At 72.5% G+C, this 18,402-nt stretch carries 15 protein-coding genes; 9 read left to right on the top strand and 6 right to left on the bottom strand.

Translation table 11 applies throughout. From position 1 onward, the window contains the following. Nucleotides 1–29 precede the first annotated feature (29 nt). The 3 genes from ABFY07_RS21400 (at nucleotide 30) to nirD (ending at nucleotide 4,482) form a co-directional block, all read left to right on the top strand. Nucleotides 30–1,367 carry an NAD(P)/FAD-dependent oxidoreductase gene (locus ABFY07_RS21400; protein WP_346176043.1) on the top strand — a complete coding sequence of 446 codons (1,338 nt, stop codon included), beginning with the start codon at nucleotides 30–32 and terminating at the stop codon, nucleotides 1,365–1,367. A gap of 113 nt (nucleotides 1,368–1,480) precedes the next feature. After that, nucleotides 1,481–4,042 (top strand): nitrite reductase large subunit NirB, encoded by a 2,562-nt coding sequence (gene nirB, locus ABFY07_RS21395; RefSeq protein ID WP_346176071.1) that lies wholly within the window; start codon nucleotides 1,481–1,483, stop codon nucleotides 4,040–4,042. Continuing rightward, nucleotides 4,039–4,482, top strand: coding sequence for a nitrite reductase small subunit NirD (gene nirD, locus ABFY07_RS21390; protein WP_346176042.1), 444 nt, complete (start codon nucleotides 4,039–4,041; stop codon nucleotides 4,480–4,482). Before nirB ends, nirD begins: the two co-directional genes overlap by 4 nt. On the opposite strand, the gene ABFY07_RS21385 is transcribed toward nirD, so the two are convergent. From ABFY07_RS21385 to ABFY07_RS21370, 4 genes are all read right to left on the bottom strand, one after another. Then, the gene (locus tag ABFY07_RS21385; protein ID WP_346176041.1) at nucleotides 4,465–4,716 is read right to left on the bottom strand and encodes a hypothetical protein; all 252 of its coding nucleotides are present in this window, start codon (nucleotides 4,714–4,716) and stop codon (nucleotides 4,465–4,467) included. The two genes, nirD and ABFY07_RS21385, sit on opposite strands and share 18 nt — an antisense overlap. A gap of 93 nt (nucleotides 4,717–4,809) precedes the next feature. After that, on the bottom strand, nucleotides 4,810–6,015 hold the full coding sequence (locus ABFY07_RS21380) for a CU044_5270 family protein (RefSeq protein ID WP_346176040.1): 1,206 nt from the start codon (nucleotides 6,013–6,015) through the stop codon (nucleotides 4,810–4,812). Nucleotide 6,016: 1 nt separating this feature from the next. Further along, nucleotides 6,017–6,586, bottom strand: coding sequence for an RNA polymerase sigma factor (locus ABFY07_RS21375; protein WP_346176039.1), 570 nt, complete (start codon nucleotides 6,584–6,586; stop codon nucleotides 6,017–6,019). Nucleotides 6,587–6,685: 99 nt separating this feature from the next. Further along, nucleotides 6,686–7,948, bottom strand: coding sequence for a beta-ketoacyl-[acyl-carrier-protein] synthase family protein (locus ABFY07_RS21370; RefSeq protein ID WP_346176038.1), 1,263 nt, complete (start codon nucleotides 7,946–7,948; stop codon nucleotides 6,686–6,688). 67 nt (nucleotides 7,949–8,015) lie between these two features. Here ABFY07_RS21370 and ABFY07_RS21365 point away from each other — a divergent pair, with 67 nt between their 5' ends. The 6 genes from ABFY07_RS21365 to ABFY07_RS21340 all read left to right on the top strand — a co-directional run bounded on the left by ABFY07_RS21365 (nucleotide 8,016) and on the right by ABFY07_RS21340 (nucleotide 15,859). Continuing rightward, nucleotides 8,016–8,624 carry a TetR/AcrR family transcriptional regulator C-terminal domain-containing protein gene (locus ABFY07_RS21365; RefSeq protein ID WP_346176037.1) on the top strand — a complete coding sequence of 203 codons (609 nt, stop codon included), beginning with the start codon at nucleotides 8,016–8,018 and terminating at the stop codon, nucleotides 8,622–8,624. 187 nt (nucleotides 8,625–8,811) lie between these two features. Then, nucleotides 8,812–9,873, top strand: a complete 1,062-nt coding sequence (locus ABFY07_RS21360) for a LacI family DNA-binding transcriptional regulator (protein WP_346176036.1) — start codon at nucleotides 8,812–8,814, stop codon at nucleotides 9,871–9,873. A 165-nt stretch (nucleotides 9,874–10,038) separates the two neighbouring features. Next, nucleotides 10,039–11,328, top strand: a complete 1,290-nt coding sequence (locus ABFY07_RS21355) for an ABC transporter substrate-binding protein (protein ID WP_346176035.1) — start codon at nucleotides 10,039–10,041, stop codon at nucleotides 11,326–11,328. Beyond that, the gene (locus tag ABFY07_RS21350) at nucleotides 11,328–12,299 is read left to right on the top strand and encodes a carbohydrate ABC transporter permease (RefSeq protein ID WP_346176034.1); all 972 of its coding nucleotides are present in this window, start codon (nucleotides 11,328–11,330) and stop codon (nucleotides 12,297–12,299) included. The genes ABFY07_RS21355 and ABFY07_RS21350 overlap by 1 nt, the downstream gene beginning before the upstream one ends. Before the next feature lie 214 nt (nucleotides 12,300–12,513). Next, nucleotides 12,514–13,386: a carbohydrate ABC transporter permease gene (locus ABFY07_RS21345; RefSeq protein ID WP_346176033.1), complete on the top strand. Its 873-nt coding sequence runs from the start codon at nucleotides 12,514–12,516 to the stop codon at nucleotides 13,384–13,386. Nucleotides 13,387–13,498: 112 nt separating this feature from the next. Beyond that, a complete protein-coding gene (locus ABFY07_RS21340; RefSeq protein ID WP_346176032.1) occupies nucleotides 13,499–15,859 on the top strand; it encodes a beta-xylosidase/alpha-l-arabinosidase in 2,361 nt (786 codons plus the stop codon). 16 nt (nucleotides 15,860–15,875) lie between these two features. Here the strand turns inward: ABFY07_RS21340 and ABFY07_RS21335 are convergent, their stop codons facing one another. Together ABFY07_RS21335 and ABFY07_RS21330 are read right to left on the bottom strand one after the other, a co-directional pair. Beyond that, nucleotides 15,876–17,450, bottom strand: coding sequence for a PTS ascorbate transporter subunit IIC (locus ABFY07_RS21335; protein WP_346176031.1), 1,575 nt, complete (start codon nucleotides 17,448–17,450; stop codon nucleotides 15,876–15,878). 22 nt (nucleotides 17,451–17,472) lie between these two features. After that, nucleotides 17,473–18,393 carry a PTS sugar transporter subunit IIAB gene (locus ABFY07_RS21330; RefSeq protein ID WP_346176030.1) on the bottom strand — a complete coding sequence of 307 codons (921 nt, stop codon included), beginning with the start codon at nucleotides 18,391–18,393 and terminating at the stop codon, nucleotides 17,473–17,475. Nucleotides 18,394–18,402 lie beyond the last annotated feature (9 nt).

Below are 18,402 nucleotides of genomic sequence, written 5' to 3'. Positions count from 1 at the left end.
GGTAACAGCCACCCCGCAGGCTTCCTGGCATGACGTCGAACAGGGAACCGGACAGCCGCCACCGGGTGGTGGTCGTCGGCGGCGGCATGGCCGGGACCCGGCTGGCGCAGCAGCTCGCCGCGACGGCCGCCGAGGGCGGCGTCGAGGTGACGGTCATCGGGGAGGAGCCCCACCCGGCGTACAACCGGGTGCTGCTCGCCGAGGTCCTCGCCGGGCGCTACGCCCCCGACGTCATCGCCCTCCCCGCCCCCGCCGCGGCCCGACGGCTCGGCGGGGTGCGCGCGGTCCGGATCGACCGGGACCCGGGCGAGGTGGTGTGCGACGACGGCCGCCGCGTCCCGTACGACTCGCTGGTGCTGGCCACCGGCTCCAACCCGGTGCTGCCGCCGCTGCGCGGACTGTTCGGGCCCCACGGCCACGAACTGCCGGACGGCGTCCACGCCTTCCGCACCATGGACGACTGCCTGGCGCTCGCCGCCGCCGTCCGCCCCGGCGTGCGCGCCGTGGTCATCGGCGGCGGCCTGCTCGGCGTCTCCGCGGCCCGGGCCCTCGCCCAGCGCGGCGCCCAGGTGGTCCTCGCCCACCAGGGCGAACACCTCATGGAGCGGCAGCTCGACGCGGGAGCCTCCGAGGTGCTGCGACGCCATGTGGAGACGCTGGGCGTGGAGGTCCACACGGAGTGCCGGGTACGGGGGCTGCGGACGCGGCCTCCGGAGGGCGGCGGAAGCACGGCGGACGGCGGGAAGGCGGTCGGCGGGAGCGCCGTGAGCGCCGTGAGCGCCGTGGAACTGGCGGACGGATACGCGCTGGAGGCCGATCTCGTCGTCCTCGCCTGCGGGGTCCGGCCGCGCGTGGGCCTGGCCCGCGCGGCGGGACTCGAGGTGGCGCGCGGCGTCGTCGTGGACGACGAGCTGCGCACCAGCGACCCGCGGGTGTTCGCGATCGGCGACTGCGCGGAACACGACGGCGTGCTCTACGGCCTGGCCGGCCCGGCGCAGGACCAGGCGGACATGCTGGCGCGTGTTCTCGGCCACCGGGCCGCACACGGCCACGGAACCGGCCACCGCTACACGGGAAGCCGCACCCTGACCCGCCTGACACTCGCTTCCGCCAACAGCCCTCTCAGCCCCCTCGACCTCGCCGCCTTCGGCGAAACCACCCCCGCCCCCGGCGACGACGTCGTCCACCTGGCCGACGCCACGCGGAACGCGTACCGCAAGGTCGTGGTCCGCGGGGACCGTCTCGTCGGCGGCATCCTGCTCGGCGATCTCGGCAGCGTCGGCGCGCTCGCCCGCACCTGGGAGGGTGACGAGCCGCTCCCCTCCGCCCCCTTGCTCCACCTGCTGACCAACGATGGAGGCTCCTGACGATGAGCGCACCCAAGAACGCGCCGAACCCCGACACCGCCACAGCCGCCACCGACACCGCCACCGCCACCGCCACCGCCACCGCCCCCACCATCGTGCTCGTCGGCCACGGCATGGTCGGCCAGCGCTTCCTGGAGGCCCTGGCGGAGCGGGGCGTGACCGAGCGGGCCCGCGTCGTGGTGCTGTGCGAGGAGCCGCGCCCGGCGTACGACCGCGTCCAGCTCACCTCGTACTTCGCCGGGCGGGCCCCCGAGGACCTCTCCCTCGTGGAGGACGGCTTCATGGCCCGGCACGGCATCGAGCTGCACCTGGGCGACCCCGCCGAGCACATCGACCGCGCCGCGCGCACGGTCACCGCGCGCTCCGGGCTGACCGTCGCGTACGACACGCTGGTGCTGGCCACCGGCTCGTACCCGTTCGTGCCGCCGGTGCCGGGCAAGGACAGCCGGGGCTGCTTCGTCTACCGCACCATCGAGGACCTGCTGGCCATCGAGGAGTACGCCGGGAACTGCTCGTCCGGCACCGTGGTCGGCGGCGGGCTGCTGGGCCTGGAGGCGGCGGGCGCGCTCAAGGGGCTGGGGCTGACCACCCACATCGTGGAGTTCAACCCCCGGCTGATGGCCCTCCAGGTGGACGAGGGCGGCGGCGCCGCGCTGCGCCGGACCGTGGAGGACATGGGCCTGATCGTGCACACCGGTGTCGGCGGCAAGGAGATCACGGCGGACGCGGACGGCGCGGTCACCGCGATGGCCCTGTCCGACGGCTCGTCGATCGACACCGACCTGGTGGTCTTCTCGGCGGGGGTGCGCCCCCGCGACCAACTGGCGCGGGACTGCGGGCTGACGGTCGGCGAGCGCGGCGGTGTCGCGGTGGACGAGCGGTGCCGCACCAGCGACCCGGCGGTGTACGCGATCGGCGAGTGCGCGCTGGCCGCCGACGGCCGGGTCTACGGGCTGGTGGCGCCGGGCTACGAGATGGCTCAGGTGGCCGCCGACGACATCGCGGAGACGAGTGCCGCGGGCGAGGGCGGCTTCACCGGCGCCGACACCTCCACCAAGCTGAAGCTGCTGGGCGTGGACGTGGCCTCGTTCGGCGACGCGCACGGCACCGCCGAGGGCTGTCTGGACGTGGTGTACTCCGACTCCCGCGCGGGCGTCTACAAGAAGCTGGTGATCGGCGCGGACGGGGCGCTGCTCGGCGGGGTGCTGGTCGGCGACGCCGAGGCGTACGGCATGCTGCGGCCGCTGACCGGCTCGGTGCCGCCGGTCGCCCCGGAGCAGCTGGTGCTGCCGGCCGGGCTCGGGGCGCCGGCCGCGATCGGCCCCTCCGCGCTGCCGGACGAGGCGGTCATCTGCAACTGCCACAACGTCACCAAGGGCGCCATCCGCGCGGCGGTCACCGAGCACCGGTGCACCACCGTCCCGGAGGTCAAGAAGTGCACCAAGGCGGGAACGGGCTGCGGCAGTTGCGTCAAGGCGCTGACCACGCTGGTCAACGACGAACTGGAGGCGAGCGGCGTCAGCGTCGACAAGGGGCTGTGCGGCTGCTTCTCCTACACCCGGGCCGAGCTGTACGAGATCGTCCGTACGCTGCGGATCACGTCCTACGCCGCGCTGCTGGACAGCCACGGCCGGGAGGAGGCGCGCAGCGGCGACGGCTGCGAGGTGTGCAAGCCGACCGTGGCGTCGATCATCGCCTCGCTCGCGCCGACGGTGGGCGCCAGCGGCTATGTCCTGGACGGCGAGCAGGCCGCGCTGCAGGACACCAACGATCACTTCCTGGCGAATCTGCAGCGCAACGGCTCGTACTCGATCGTGCCGCGCATCCCCGGCGGGGAGATCACCCCCGAGAAGCTGATCGTCATCGGCGAGGTGGCGCGCGACTTCGGCCTCTACACCAAGATCACCGGCGGGCAGCGGATCGACCTGTTCGGCGCCCGCGTGGACCAGCTGCCGCAGATCTGGGCGCGGCTGGTGGACGCCGGGTTCGAGTCGGGGCACGCGTACGGCAAGGCGCTGCGCACCGTGAAGTCGTGCGTCGGGCAGACCTGGTGCCGCTACGGGGTGCAGGACTCGGTCCGGATGGCCATCGACCTGGAGCTGCGCTACCGGGGGCTGCGCTCCCCGCACAAGCTGAAGTCGGCCGTCTCCGGCTGCGCGCGCGAGTGCGCGGAGGCGCGCGGCAAGGACTTCGGGGTGATCGCCACCTCGAACGGCTGGAACCTGTACGTCGGGGGCAACGGTGGCGCGGACCCGCGCCACGCGGACCTGCTCGCCCAGGACCTCGACGACGAGCAGCTGATCCGGCTCATCGACCGGTTCCTGATGTTCTACATCCGCACCGCGGACCGGCTGGAGCGCACCTCCGCCTGGCTGGAGCGGATCGAGGGCGGCCTGGACCACGTGCGGGACGTGGTGGTGGACGACTCGCTGGGCCTGTGCGCCGAGCTGGAGGCGCTGATGGCCGAGCATGTGGCGGGCTACCGCGACGAGTGGGCCGAGACCCTGGAGGACCCGGAGCGGCTGCGGCGCTTCGTGTCCTTCGTGAACGCGCCCGGAGCGCCGGACCCGACGGTGCGGTTCGTGCCCGAGCGCGACCAGATGAAGCCGGACCTGACGATCCTGTCCGGCCCCGGCATCCCCGTCCGTACTCTCGAAGGGACTGCAAGCCGATGACCATGGCACTCGAGCGGACCGCGGTCCGCGTGGAACTCCTGATCGACCAGCGGTGGTTCGCCGTGTGCGACCTCGCCGACCTGACGCCGGGGCGCGGGGTGGCCGCGCTGCTGCCGGACGGGGCCCAGGTCGCGGTCTTCCTGGACCGCGCGGGGCGGGCGTACGCGATCGACAACCGCGATCCGTTCACCGGGGCGTATGTGCTGTCGCGGGGGTTGCTGGGGTCGGCGGGCGGGCGGCCGTTCGTCGCCTCGCCGCTGCTGAAGCAGCGCTTCGACCTGGAGACGGGGCGGTGCCTGGACGACGATGGGGTCGCCGTCCAGGCGTACCCGGCCCGTACCACCGGGGGCCCGGTCGAGGCCCTCGGCCCGGACCTCGACGCGGACCTCGACGCAGACCTCGGCGCGGCCCTGGGCGTGGTGTCAGCGCAGGTCGCGTGAGACCACGATCCCGCACATGACGGGGTCGCTCGCGCAGCCGGCCGTCCCCGCGGCGAACACGCCCTTCGTCCCGGGGACGCCGGCGATGCCGGACACCGTGGACATCTCGCTGTGCTCGGTGACCCCGGCGGGCAGCTTCTCGGTCGCCCACGCCGTACCGGTCCAGCGGGACAGCACGGCGTGGCGGTCGCCCGGGGCCCAGCCGGAGATCCACAGCCGCCCGGCGCCGTCCACGCCCGCCGCGTGCTCGGTTGGTGTTCTGCTCGGTTGGTGTTCTCAGAAGGAAATGGCCGCCGGCCGACGGTTCTTACAGCTCGCCTCGACCGGTCACTCGGGTTGCTCTGGGGTCTTCAGCTGCCGGTCCGTCCACTCCGACGTCACCGTGGCCGTGTAGTTCACCACCGTGCCCGCCGTGAGCCCCGCCTCGGCGGCCTTCGCGTCCGGCTCGGTCAGCACCTCCTGGTCGGACAGCAGGGCCCCGGTGGCCGGGTCCACGATCAGCTCCGACCGTGCCGTCCCGTAGTCGGGCCGGACGGTCGCGGGCAGGGCGAAGCCGGCCCCCTTGCGGCCCAGCGGGTCGGTCACCTCGCCGAGCGACCGGATGCCCGGCAGCCCCGCGATGACCCGGTACGCGGCGGCCCGGACCTCGGCCCTGACCGGGAGGTTGATCAGGTTGGCCGCCTGCCGCCACATCCACTCGGTGCGGCCCCGGATCTCGCTCCCGCCGTCCTCCTCGTACAGGTCCGCCAGCACCTTCTCCAACGTCGCGCTGTCGCCGGGGAGTTTCCGCAGGTCCGCGTAGGTCACATGGTGCGGGCCGAGGGCCGCGATCCGGTCGCCGCTGTTGATCCGGTCCACCGTCGGCCGCTTCCTCGCCCCCACCTCCATCCGCAGTCCGAGCCGGCCGCCCTTCCCGGAGTGGGCGAGCGTCAGCTCCTCCGGCGATCCGGCGGCCCGCCAGCGCGCCTTGTCGCGCTCGGTACGGGGCCGGGTGGTGGCGTCGATCCCCGAGACCCACAGGCTCCGTGTGCCGGGCCGCACCCCGAAGGACCACCGCTGTGTCTCGGAGGAGACGACCGCGAAGAGCGAGCCGGAGTGGTCGACGACGCCGACCCAGGCCGACCGCGTGGCCGTCTGCCAGTACGTGCCCTCGTCCGCCGCGCGGTCCACCCGGGCGGCCACGTTCAGCAGCGCGACGCGGCCGTTCTCGGGGGTGTGCCGGGGGCTGCCGGTGGTGGGTCCGCCGGTGGCCCCCGAGCCGTGGGCGTCCCGGGTGTCCGAGCCGCCCTGCGGCAGGGTGGCGACGAGCACCCCCGCCACGGCCGCCGTCGCCGCGACGGGCAGCGCCCACCGCCACGTGAACGGCCCTACGGGCCGGGCGGACCGGGAGCCCTCCGGTCCCTCCGGGGCGCCGGCCAGGATGGCGATCAGGTCGTGCCGGGCGCGTTCGGAGCCGGCCAGGTGGTCCGGGTCGAGCTCCCGGGGCCGGGCGTCCGCCAGCGTCTTCATGACATCGGGCCGCTTGCGTGCCATGTCAGTGCTCCTTCGCTGTCACTGTCGGGCAAGAGTCACGAGAGACGCGAGGAACGCGGGGAACGCCGGGGGCCGCGCCCCCGATCGCGTTCACCGATCGCTCCAGCCGCCGTCTGGCCCGGTGCAGCCGCACCGAGAACGTGGCGGTGGAGCAGCCCAGGACCCGGGCCGCCTGTCGCGGGCCGAGCCCATGCCAGGCCACCAGCGTCAGCACCTCGCGGTCCGCGTCCGACAGCCCGGCCAGCGCCTGCAGCGCCGCCGCCCGCTCGGTCACCCCGGCGGCCACGTCGTCCACCTGGGCGCCCGAGGTGATGACGCGCTGCGCCTCCGCCACGGCCAGGGCGTACTGCCTGCCGTCGCGGCGCCGCAGCTCGCGGGTCAGATTGCGGGCCACCCCGAGCAGCCACGGCAACGGCTGCGCCGGGACGTCCCGCATCCGCCGCCACGCGACGGTGAAGGTCTCGCTGGTGATGTCCTCACCGATCTGCCGGCCCACCAGGCTGGTGGCGTAGGCGAGCACACGGGGATGGCACTCCTCGTACAGGTCCCGGAAGCGTTGGGCGTCGGTCACGCGCCGTCTCCTCATCTCGGCTCTCTCACCAGGCAGTGGTCGAGGGCCGCGGTTTCTTACACCCCGAGGAGAATGTTTTTCGGGTACGCGTCGTGTGGGTCACGGTGTGGTCGAGACCGTTCGGGACGCGTGGTGCCGGGCGCTGGTGACGACGAGTGAGACGTTCTGCCCACCGAAGCCGAAGGAATTGCTGAGCACGGCCTCTTGGGGGACGTCTCGTCGCCCTGCGACGACATCGAGGTCGATGTCAGGGCCGACGCCGGCCGTGGTGAGGTTGCGGGTCGGCGGGATGACGCCGTGCTCCACGCTGAGGACGGCGATGAGCGCTTCGATCGCGCCGGCGGCGCCGAAGAGATGGCCGAGCGCCGCCTTGGGGGCTGTCACGGTGGCGCGGCCGAATACCTCCCGGATCGCGCGTGCCTCGGCGATGTCTCCGACCGGAGTTCCGGTGGCATGGGCGTTGATGTGGCTGATCTGCTCGGGAGCCAGGCCGGCTTGCGCGAGGGCTTTCCGCATGGCCGCTGTCTGACCGGAGCCGTCGGGAGCGGGCGCCGTGATGTGGTGAGCGTCGGCGGCGATGCCGGCGCCCGCGAGTGCCGCGTGGACGCGCGCGCCTCGGGCGCCGGCGTGCTCGGCGCTTTCCAGCACCACGACAGCCGCGCCTTCACTGAGGACGAATCCGCTGCGGTCCGCGGCGAACGGCCGTGACGCCGAGGCGGGCTCGGCGGTGTGCCGCGACAGTGCTTGTGCCTGGGCGAAGCCGGCGACGGTGACCGGGGTGATCGCGGCCTCGGTCCCGCCCGCGATGACCACGTCCGCCTCGCCGGCACGGATGAGCCTGGCCCCCAGGGCGATCGCCTCGGCACCGGAGGAGCACGCCGAGACGGGCGTGTAGACCCCGGCCCGCGCGCCGTATTCGATACTGATCAGCGCTGCCGCCGCATTGGGCATGAGCATCGGGACCAGGCGTGGCGAGACGCGTCGTGTCCCGGCCGCCTCCAGTACGTCGTCTTCCCTCAGCAGCGTCCGGACGCCACCGATGCCCGTGCCGATCGCCGATGCGAGCCGGTCCGGGTCCACCTCCGGGGCGCCGGCATCGGCCCAGGCTTCAGCCGCCGCGGTGAAGGCTGCCTGCTGCGAGCGGTCGAGCCGCCTGGCCTGCACCGGCAGCAGCGGCTCGGCGGGGTCGATCGCCATGGTGCCCGCGACGGTGTCGGGAAGGCCGGTGTCCTCGTGGCCCGGCAGGACGCAGCGGCGGATGCCGGACTCGCCGGCGAGCAGGGCGTCCCAGGTGGACTCGACGTCTCCGCCAAGTGGCGTGATCGCGCCGAGTCCGGTCACGACGACTTCAGTCCCGTGCATGCCCACGAACCTTTCTTGTATGCCATACAAGTGAATGAAGCCCTGTTGTATCACATACAATTAGGGCGTGGAGAAGAAGCGAACCGAAGCTCGATCGACGCCGGCTCGGTCACGGGACCGCGGTCGCGCGACGAGGCACCGGCTGATCGAGGCAACCGCAGGGCTCTGCAAGGAGCGGCCCGGCGCCGAGGTGAGCGTCGCGGAGATCGCGAACGCGGCAGGCGTCTTCCCCAACCAGGTCACCTACTACTTCGGCTCCAAGGACTCGCTGCTCGTGCACGCCGCCTTCCTCGGCTTGCTGCACGACGCCCGACGGATTGAGCGCATCGGCCGCCAAGCCCCCGACGCGGCGGCATTTCGACGCAACATCGCCCGCGCCGTACTGGCCATGCCCTCGCTCCCCTCGGTCGCGCGAGCACTCGCCGCCGGGATCTCCAAGCCCGAACTCGCCCCCGTGGTCGACCGGCACCTCCAGTTGCTGTTCCGGCAGTCCGAACGTTTCGTGAGCCAACTCCTCGACAGTCGCGGCTGGAGGACCCGCCGACCGCTCAGCGTGGAGACCAGGACGTTCTGGAGCACCGCGCTCGGCGCAGTGCTGCTCGTCCGCGCCGGGGCACACGGCACCGGCGCCGACCTCGACCTCGCCGGAGCACTGACCATCCATGACGAGCGCTAGCTCAACCGAGCGGGCCCGCCGCGGCCGAGGCCACCAGCGCTGCGCTGCGTAAGCTCTTGAGCTTCACGGACGTCCCTCGTTCCCCTTCACGTCTGATCCGGTTTTCCGGAAGACTTCTGCAAGGTTCCGAGGGGTGCACCCGGAAGGCTAGCGGCGGGGGCGACTCCCGTCAGCGGAGGAGGCGGAAATGGCTACGGAGAGCGCGGGGGCCGAGAGCGGCGCCCGGTCCAGGGTGACGATCACGGCCATCGCACAGGAGGCGGGGGTCTCGGTGCCCACGGTCTCGCGGGTGGTCAACGGGCGTTCGGACGTCTCGCCCGAGACCCGGGCCCGGGTGGAGAACCTGCTGCGGCGGCACGGCTACCGCCGCCGGCAGGCCGCCCCGGGCGGCCGCGCCGCCCTGGTGGACCTGGTCTTCAACGACCTGGACAGCCCCTGGGCGGTGGAGATCATCCGGGGCGTGGAGGAGGTCGCGCACCAGGACGGCGTGGGCACCGTGGTCTCCGCCATCCACGGCCGGGCGGGGGCCGCGCGGCAGTGGATGAAGAACCTGCGGGCGCGCGCCTCGGACGGGGTGATCCTGGTGACCTCCGTGCTGGAACCGGTGCTGCACGAGGAGCTGCGGCGGCTGAACGTGCCGATCGTGGTGGTCGATCCGGCCGGCTCCCCCGCCCTGGACGCCCCCACCATCGGGGCGACCAACTGGGCGGGCGGGATGGCCGCGACCGAGCATCTGCTGGGTCTGGGCCACCGCCGGATCGGCTTCATCGCCGGCCCGCCGCGGCTGCTGTGCAGCCGGGCCCGGCTGGACGGCCACCGGGCCGCCCTGGAGGCCGCGGGGGTGCCGTACGACCAGGCGCTGGTCGCGCAGGGCGACTTCTACCACGAGTCCGGATTCGTGGGCTGCGACCGGCTCATGGACACCGACACCCCGCCCACCGCGGTGTTCGCCTCCAGCGACCAGATGGCGCTGGGCGCGATCGAGGCGCTGCGCCGCCGGGGGCTGCGGGTACCGGAGGACGTGAGCGTCGTCGGCTTCGACGACCTTCCGGAAGTCCGCTGGTCGGCCCCGCCGTTGACGACGGTGCGCCAGCCGCTCGCGGAGATGGGCAAGCTGGCCGCCCGTACGGTGCTGCGGCAGGCGCGCGGCGAGGAGGTCGAGTCGCCCCGGGTGGAACTGGCGACGGCGCTGGTCGTCCGCGCCAGCACGGCCCCGCCGAGCACGGCCGCGCCCGGAGATCCTTCCTGAGCCGTCCCGCACACCGCCTTCCGGCGGCGAAGCCTCCCGTTTGTTCGACCTCTTGACACGGCATCAGCGCCCTCATAGCGTCCACGCAATCACTTCCGAGAATTATCGGGCTTCTTCCGGAAGGCAAACGCGACGATGACGATGCGTACCCCCAGGTCACGGTCGATGCTCCGGGCATCCACCCTCGCCGCCGCACTGCTCCTGGCCACCACCACCCTCACCGCTTGCGGCAGCTCCGGCCCCGGCGGCTCGGACGACGACTCGCTCGACGTCTGGGTCTACGGCGACGCCTCGACCAAGGTGCAGCGCGCGGTCGTCAAGCGGTTCAACAAGACCTCCAAGGTGAAGGTCAACCTGACCGAGGTGCCGGGCGACGGCTACACGGACAAGATGCGCACCTCCATGGGCACCCCCAACGCCCCGGACGTCTTCTTCAACTGGGGCGGCGGCAGCATCAGCGACTTCGCCAAGGAGGGCATGCTGGTCGACCTCGGCCCCACGCTGGAGAAGGACCCGGAGCTGAAGAAGGCGTTCATCCCCACGATCCTCGAGGCGGGGGCGGTGAACGACACGTACTACGGCATTCCGATGCGCGGCATGCAGCCGGTGATCCTCTTCTACAACAAGAAGGTGTTCCAGGACGCGGGCGCGCGGCCCCCCAAGTCCTGGGACGACCTGCTGGGGCTCGTGGACACCTTCAAGAAGAAGGGCGTCACCCCCTTCGCGCTCGCGGGCACCGACCCCTGGACCGAGCTGATGTGGGTGGAGTACCTGGTGGACCGGTACGGCGGGGCCGGGGTCTTCAAGAAGATCCGGAACGGGGACGCCTCCGGATGGGACGACCCGGCCGTGCTGAAGACCGCCGAGACGATCAAGAGCCTGGTCGACCGGGGCGCCTTCGGCAAGAACTACAAGTCCGTCAACTACACGGCCGACGGGGCCTCCACGCTCTTCGCCAAGGGCAAGGCCGCGATGCACCTGATGGGCTCGTGGGAGTACGCCAACCAGAAGGCGAACCAGCCGGACTTCGCCAAGTCGGGGCTCGGCTGGACCACTTTCCCGGCCCTCCCGGGCGGCAAGGGCGACCCGAAGAACGTGGTGGGCAACCCGACCAACTACTGGTCCGTCAACGCCAAGCTCAAGGGGAAGAAGAAGACCGCCGCGATCGAGTTCGTGAAGTTCGCCGCCAAGCAGGACTACGCCAAGGACCTGATAGCCAACGGCGACGTGCCCACGACCTCCGACGCCACCTCGCTGCTGAACGAGCACGAGAACCCCACCTACGCGCGGTTCCAGTACGACATGGTGCGTGAGGCCCCGAGCTTCACCCTCTCCTGGGACCAGGCGCTGTCGGCCAAGAACACGCCGTCGCTGCACACCGACATCCAGAAGCTGTTCAACGGGCAGCTGAGCCCGACCGGGTTCGTCGCGGCGCTGAAGAAGGACATCAAGTAATGGCGGGCGCCGTCGGCAAGGGCGGCAGCGGCAAGGTCGCCGTCGGCCGGGGCGGCAGCGGCAGGAGTGCGTCCGGCAAGGGCGTGGGCCGTGATGCCGTGGGCCGGCCCGGCGCGGTCTGGGCGCTGCCCGGGGTGCTGTTCTTCGCGTGTTTCGCCGTCCTCCCCATGCTGCTGGTCGGCTATCTGGCCTTCACCGAGTGGGACGGCATCGGCTCCCCCCACTGGACCGGGACCGACAACTGGTCCCGGCTGTGGCACGACCCGGACATGCGCCAGGCGGTCTGGCTCAGCCTGCTGCTGACCGTCCTGACCTGGCTGGTCCAGACGCCGATCGCGCTGCTGCTGGGGGTGTGGGTGGCCGGGCGGCAGCGCAACCGCGCCGTGCTGTCGGCGATCTTCTTCCTGCCGCTGCTGGCGTCCTCCGTGGCCCTCGCCCTGGTCTGGAAGCAGCTACTGGACCCCAACTTCGGCCTCATCGCCGAGATCGGGCCCACCCTCGGCTTCGCGGACGGCGACCTGCTGGGCGACTCCCAGGGCGCCTTCGGCGCCATCCTGTTCGTGACCGCCTGGCAGTTCATCCCTCTCCACACCCTGATCTACCAGGGCGGCGCCCGGGCCATCCCGCGCTCGCTCTACGACGCGGCGGCCATCGACGGGGCGGGCACCGTCCGCCAGTTCTTCTCGATCACGCTGCCCCAGCTGCGCAACACCGTGGTCACCTCGTCGGTGATCATGGTGGTGGGCGCGCTGACCTTCTTCGACACCGTGCTGATCCTCACCAAGGGCGGCCCGGGCACGGACACCAGCATCGTCCCGTACCTGATGTACAAGAACGGCTTCCAGGCCTTCGACCTCGGCTACGCCAGCGCGGTCGCGGCCCTCCTCGTCGTCGTCGCCACCGCCGTCTCGCTGCTGCTGGTGCGGCTGACCGGCTTCAGCTCGATGCGCAGCACCCGGGAGGGGATTTGAACTCTCCCCCAGCCGAAGACAGGGGGATTCCTGGCTCACGTCGCCTGCGGCCCTGCGGACCGACAGGTCTTACCTGATCAACACCAGCCGGGTTGGAACCAGCCCGGTTTGCTACTGCAGGCAAAGGAGTTGTTGTGCTGGCTTGGTTCTCGCTCAGCACGTCAGAAATCGTACCAGCCGTCTCGTGGGCGGTGTTTCGCCTCGGAGATTCACAGTGACCGACGTGCTGCACCGCCGCCCGCGGCTGCCCCGCCTGCTGAGGGGGAGCGGCCCTCGAAGGCCCAACTACCCGGCCGGTCTCGCCTCCCTGCTGTGGCTGGTCATCGTCGGCGCCCCGCTGTACGTCCTGGTGGCCACCACCTTCCGGACCCGCGACGGCTATATCGACGACGGTCCGCTGTCGCTGCCCACCCACCCCACGCTCGCCAACTACGACCGGGTGCTGAGCAGCCACTTCTTCACCTATCTGGGCAACACCCTGGTCGTCACCGCCGTGTGCGCCACCATCGTCATCGTGCTGTCGGTGACCGTCGGCTACGCGGTCGTGCGCGCCCGGGGCCGGGTGTCCCGGCGCGTCTTCCAGATCTTCCTGCTGGGGCTGGCGATCCCGTCCCAGGCGGTGATCATCCCGATCTATCTGGTGATCACCAAGCTGCATCTCTACGACACCCTGCTGGCGGTGATCCTGCCGACGGCCGCCTTCTCGCTCCCGGTCAGCGTGCTGATCCTGGCGGGCACCATGCGCGACATCGACGAGGAGCTGTACGAGTCGATGGCGCTGGACGGGGCGGGGCCCACCCGGGTGCTGCTGCGACTGGTGGTGCCGATGTCGCGGGCGGGGATCTCCACGGTCGGCGTGTACTCGGCCCTGCACGCGTGGAACGGCTTCATGTTCCCGCTGATCCTCACCCAGTCCCGGGACAACCGGGTGCTGACCCTGGGCCTGTACGACTACGTCGGCGAGTTCCGGGTGGACACCCCGGCGCTGCTCACCGCGGTCGTGCTGTCCATCGTCCCGATCTTCGTCGTCTACCTCTTCGCCCGCCGTCAGCTGATCAACGGCCTGATGGGCGTGGGCGGCAAGTGAGCGACCCCGGCGAACAGCCCTGACCAGCCTGAGCAGGCCTCACCAGCCCGATCAGCCCGAGCAGACCCGACCAGCCTGAGCAGCCCTGAGCAGACCTGAGACAAGGAGCTTCATGCCTCACCCCTGGCAGGACACCTCCCTCCCCGCCGAAGACCGCGCCGCGGACCTGCTCTCCCGGATGACCCTGGAGGAGAAGCTCGCTCAACTCGCCGGTGTCTGGCCGGGCTCCGGGTCCACCGAGGGCGAGGACGTCGCCCCGCTCCAGCACGAGGTCAACGAGGACGTGGACCTCGACGCCCTGCTCCCCCACGGCCTCGGCCAGCTGACCCGCCCGTTCGGCACCGCCCCCGTCGAGCCGGGCGAGGGCGCCGCCGCCCTCGCCCGCACCCAGGCGCGGATCGCCGCCGGCAACCGCTTCGGGATCCCGGCCGTCGCCCACGAGGAGTGCCTGACCGGCTTCGCCGCCTGGGGCGCGACCGTCTTCCCGACCCCGCTGGCCTGGGGCGCCACCTTCGACCCGGCTCTGGTCGGCCGGGCGGCCGAGCTGATCGGCGCCTCCATGCGGGCGGTGGGCATCCACCAGGGCCTGTCCCCCGTCGTGGACGTGGTGCGCGACCCGCGCTGGGGGCGTACGGAGGAGTCCATCGGCGAGGACCCGTACCTGGTCGGGACCATCGGCACCGCGTATGTGCGCGGCCTTCAGTCGGCCGGGATCGTCGCCACCCTCAAACACTTCGCGGGCTACTCGGCCTCGCGCGGCGCCCGCAACCACGCGCCGGTCTCCATCGGCCCGCGCGAGCTCGCCGACGTCATCCTGCCGCCGTTCGAGATGGCCGTGCTCGAGGGCGGGGCGCGCTCGGTCATGCACGCCTACAACGACCTCGACGGCGTCCCGTCGGCGGCCAACCCCTGGCTGCTGACGGAACTGCTGCGCGAGCGCTGGGGCTTCACCGGCACCGTCGTCTCCGACTACTTCGGGGTCTCCTTCCTGGAGCTGAACCACCGCGTCGCCGACTCCCCGGCGCGCGCCGCCGGGCTCGCGCTGGCGGCCGGCGTGGACGTGGAGCTGCCCGCCGTGCGCTGCTTCGCCACGCCGCTGCGGGACGCCGTACGGGCCGGGGAGGTGGACGAGGCGCTGGTGGACCGGGCGGCGCTGCGGGTGCTGCGGCAGAAGTGCGAACTGGGGCTGCTCGACCCGGACTGGTCGGCCACCCCGCCCGCGCTGCCCCAGGCGGTGGACCTGGACCCGCCGGTGATGCGGAAGGTGGCCCGGCAGCTCGCCGAGGAGTCGGTGGTGCTGCTCGCCAACGACCGCCAGGTGCTGCCGCTCGCGCCCGGGGCCCGGATCGCGGTCGTCGGGCCGCTCGCCGACGACCCCGCCGCGATGCTCGGCTGCTACACCTTCCCCCGGCACGTGGGCATCGAGCACCCGGAGCTGCCGATCGGCATCGACGTGCCGACGCTGCTCGCCGCGCTGCGCGCCGAACTCCCCGACGCGCGGATCACCCACGCCGAGGGCTGCGCCCCGCCCGGCCCGGCCACCGGGGCCGCCGCCGCGACGGGCGCCTCGGCCGCCGTGGCCGCCGAGAGCCGGCTGGCGCAGGCCGCCCGCGCCGCCTCGGACGCCGATGTGTGCGTGGCCGTGCTCGGCGACCTCTCCGGCCTGTTCGGCCGGGGCACCTCGGGCGAGGGCTGCGACGCCGCCGACCTCGAACTGCCCGGGGAGCAGGGCGCCCTGCTCGACACGTTGCTGGCCACCGGCACCCCCGTGGTGCTGGTCCTGCTGACCGGGCGCCCGTACGCGCTCGGCCGCTGGTCGGACCTGCTCGGCGCCACCGTCCAGGCGTTCTTCCCCGGTGAGGAGGGCGGCCCGGCCGTCGCCGGGGTGCTCTCCGGGCGGGTGAACCCCTCGGGCCGGCTGCCCGTCAGCGTCCCGTACGGGCCCGGCGGCCAGCCCTGGACGTACCTCCAGCCTCCGCTGGGGCTGCACGGCGGGGCCAGCACCGTGGACCCCACCCCGCTGCACCCCTTCGGCCACGGCCTGTCGTACACCACCTTCGCCTGGGAGGCACCGGAGGCGGACGCGGCCACCCTGGCCACCGACGGCGAGACCGCGCTGCGCCTGACCGTCCGCAACACGGGCGAGCGGCCCGGCACCGAGGTGGTGCAGCTCTATCTGCACCAGCCCGTGGCCCGCGCCGTCCGCCCGGTCACCCGGCTCATCGGCTACGCGCGGGTCCCGCTGGCGCCCGGCGAGAGCGCCGAGGTCCAGTTCACCTTCCACGCCGACCTGGCCTCCTACCCCGGCGTGCCCGACGGGGGCCGCGTCGTCGAACCCGGCCCGCTGGAGCTGCGCCTGGCCTCCTCCAGCGCCGACGCCGATGTACGGCACACCCTGCCGCTGACGCTGACCGGCCCGGAGCGGGCGGTGGACCACCGGCGGAGGCTGGTGTGCCCGGCGGAGGTGAAGTGACCCCGGCGCCCGGGCGTCAGCGGGGCGGCGGCGGGGGCGCGGGGGCCCCGGCCGGAGGGGCGATCTTCGGGTAGGAGGCAGGGCCCGCCGTGGTCTCTCCCGCCGGCGCCGCCTCCCGGCCCGGCGCCGTCTCCCGGCCCAGCGCGGCGTCGCGGGCGGCGCCCGGGTCCCAGCCGGTCTCGACCACCCGCTTCTGCATCACGATGGCGGCGCCCAGCACGGCGAACCCGATCAGCAGGATGATCACCAGGCCGGGGGCGCCGCCTGCCTTGCCCGCGTTGCCGATGAGGGCGCCGAGCCAGCCGAAGTCCGCGTCGCCGAAGGTGGTGTTCTGGTCGCCGAACGCGCCGAGCACCTTGAGCAGCAGGGCGGGCAGGAAGGTGATCAGCACCCCGTTGAGGAAGGCGCCGACGACCGCGCCGCGCCGGCCGCCGGTCGAGTTCCCGTACACCCCGGCCGCGCCGCCGGTGAAGAAGTGCGGGACCAGGCCCGGCAGCACCAGGGCCAGGCCGAAGGCCGGGTTGAAGATCCAGGTGAGCAGGCCCAGGCTGACCAGCCCGCCGGTGAAGCTGGCGAGGAAGCCGATCAGCACCGCGTTCTGCGCGTACGGGAAGACGATCGGCGCGTCCAGCGCGGGCAGCGCGCCCGGCACCACCTTCTCCGCGATGCCCTGGAAGGCGGGGACCAGCTCGCCGAGGATCGTACGGACACCGAAGAGGATCACCGCGACCGCGATGCCGAACTGGAGCCCCTGCATGACCGACTGCATCAGGTAGTTGCCGACGTCGGTGGCCGGCGCGCCGCCGCCCGCGCCCGCGAACGCCTTGAACGCCTGCTCCTTGCCGACCTTGGCGAGGAAGACCACCGCCATGACCAGGTAGATCAGCAGCATGGACAGGGCGGTGGCCACCATCGAGTCGCGCAGGAAGCGCAGCCCCTCGGGCAGCTTCATCTCCTCGGTGCTGCGGCTGCGCTTGCCGACCACCTTCCCGGCCGCGCCCGCCACCACGTAGCCGGCGGTGCCGAAGTGTCCGATGGCCACGGTGTTGCTCCCGGTGACGCGCTTGGTCCACGGATGCGCGAACGCCGGCATGGCGACCAGCATGATGCCGAGCAGCACCCCGCCGACCGCGACCACGGCGAGGGTCGACTGCCCGGTGCCGGCCAGCACCACGGTCAGCAGCGTGGCCATGAAGAGCATGTGGTGTCCGGTCAGGAACACATAGCGCAGCGGGGTGAAGCGGGCCAGCAGCAGGCTGACCACGAAGCCCAGGATCATCAGCCACGCGACGCGGGAGCCGAACCGGTCCTGGGCGATGCCGACGATGGCCTCGTTCGTGGGGATGACGCCATGGGCGCCCGTGGCGCCCTGGATCATCGTGCCCAGCGGGGCGAGGGAGCCGGTGACCAGCCCCGCGCCGGCGCCGATCAGCAGGAAGCCGAGGGTCGCCTTGATGGCGCCGCCGACGATCTGCCCGGTGGTTCTCTTGAGCGCGATGAGTCCGACGGCGGTGATGATGCCGATCAGATACGCGGGTTCGCTCAGGATCTCGTTGACGAGAAACTTCGCGACAGCGACAAGCCAGCCCATGATGTTCTTCGCTTCCTCGTCGTCAGGCGTCGGGGGTGTCGGTGGCGCGGGTTTCGGTGGCGCGGGTGTCGGTGACCCGGGTTTCGGTGACCCGGGTTTCGGCGTCGTGGGTGTCGACGTCGTAGATGTCGCGGAGTGCCGCGTCCACCTCGGCGGTGCTGGTGAAGTCCTGGACGACCTTCACCGGCCGCCCCACGTCCCCCAGGGTCTTGGCGATCTCCCGGGAGGTGAGCAGGGCCACGGCCTCGGAGGCCTTGCCCTTGGCCGAGATGGTGTCGGTCGCCTCCACGGTGACGAACTTCGACCACTTCCAGCGGTCCAGGACCTGTTCCAGGGTGTTCTTGAGGAACAGGCTGGTGCCGACGCCGTTGCCGCAGACGGTCAGGATCTTGTGCAGGGACGAAGCGGGCGCGGCGGCGGGAGCGCTGCCGGAGACGGGAGCGCTCTCGGCTGCGGGGGCGGCGGCTGCGAGCGCGGCGGCGGGCCCCGGCTCGGCGCCCCCGGAGAGGATGGTGAGCAGCGCCTCGGGGGTGGGCGCGGTCGCGAGCGCGGCGGCGGTGTCCGGGTCGCCCAGCAGCCGCGCCAGGGCGGCCATGGCCGAGGTGTGGGCGGCGGAGTCCTTCGCGGCGAGGGCGACGACGAGTTCGACCGGGTCGTTGGACTCGTGGCCGAACTCGACCGGCTCGGCGAGCCGCACCCAGGACATGCCCGTCCTGAGCACCGCCGGGGACGGCCGGGCGTGGGCGAAGGCCAGGCCGGGGGCTATGACGACGTAGGGGCCGTTGTCCTCGACGTTGGCGATCATCTCGGCGGTGTAGTCCCCGGTGGCGACGCCCGTCGCGACCATGAGGCCGCCCGCGACCCCGATCGCCTCCCGCCAGTCGGCCGCCCGGACATCGAGCCGTATGGCCTCGCCGGACAGAAAATCAGTTAGTTGTGTCATGCACAAGAT

The organism is Streptomyces sparsogenes subsp. cuspidosporus (genome assembly GCF_039532705.1).
Classification (GTDB): Bacteria; Actinomycetota; Actinomycetes; order Streptomycetales; family Streptomycetaceae; genus Streptomyces; species Streptomyces sparsogenes.
Note: the sequence above shows the minus strand (reverse complement) of the source record. Positions and strands in the feature narration are given on the sequence as shown.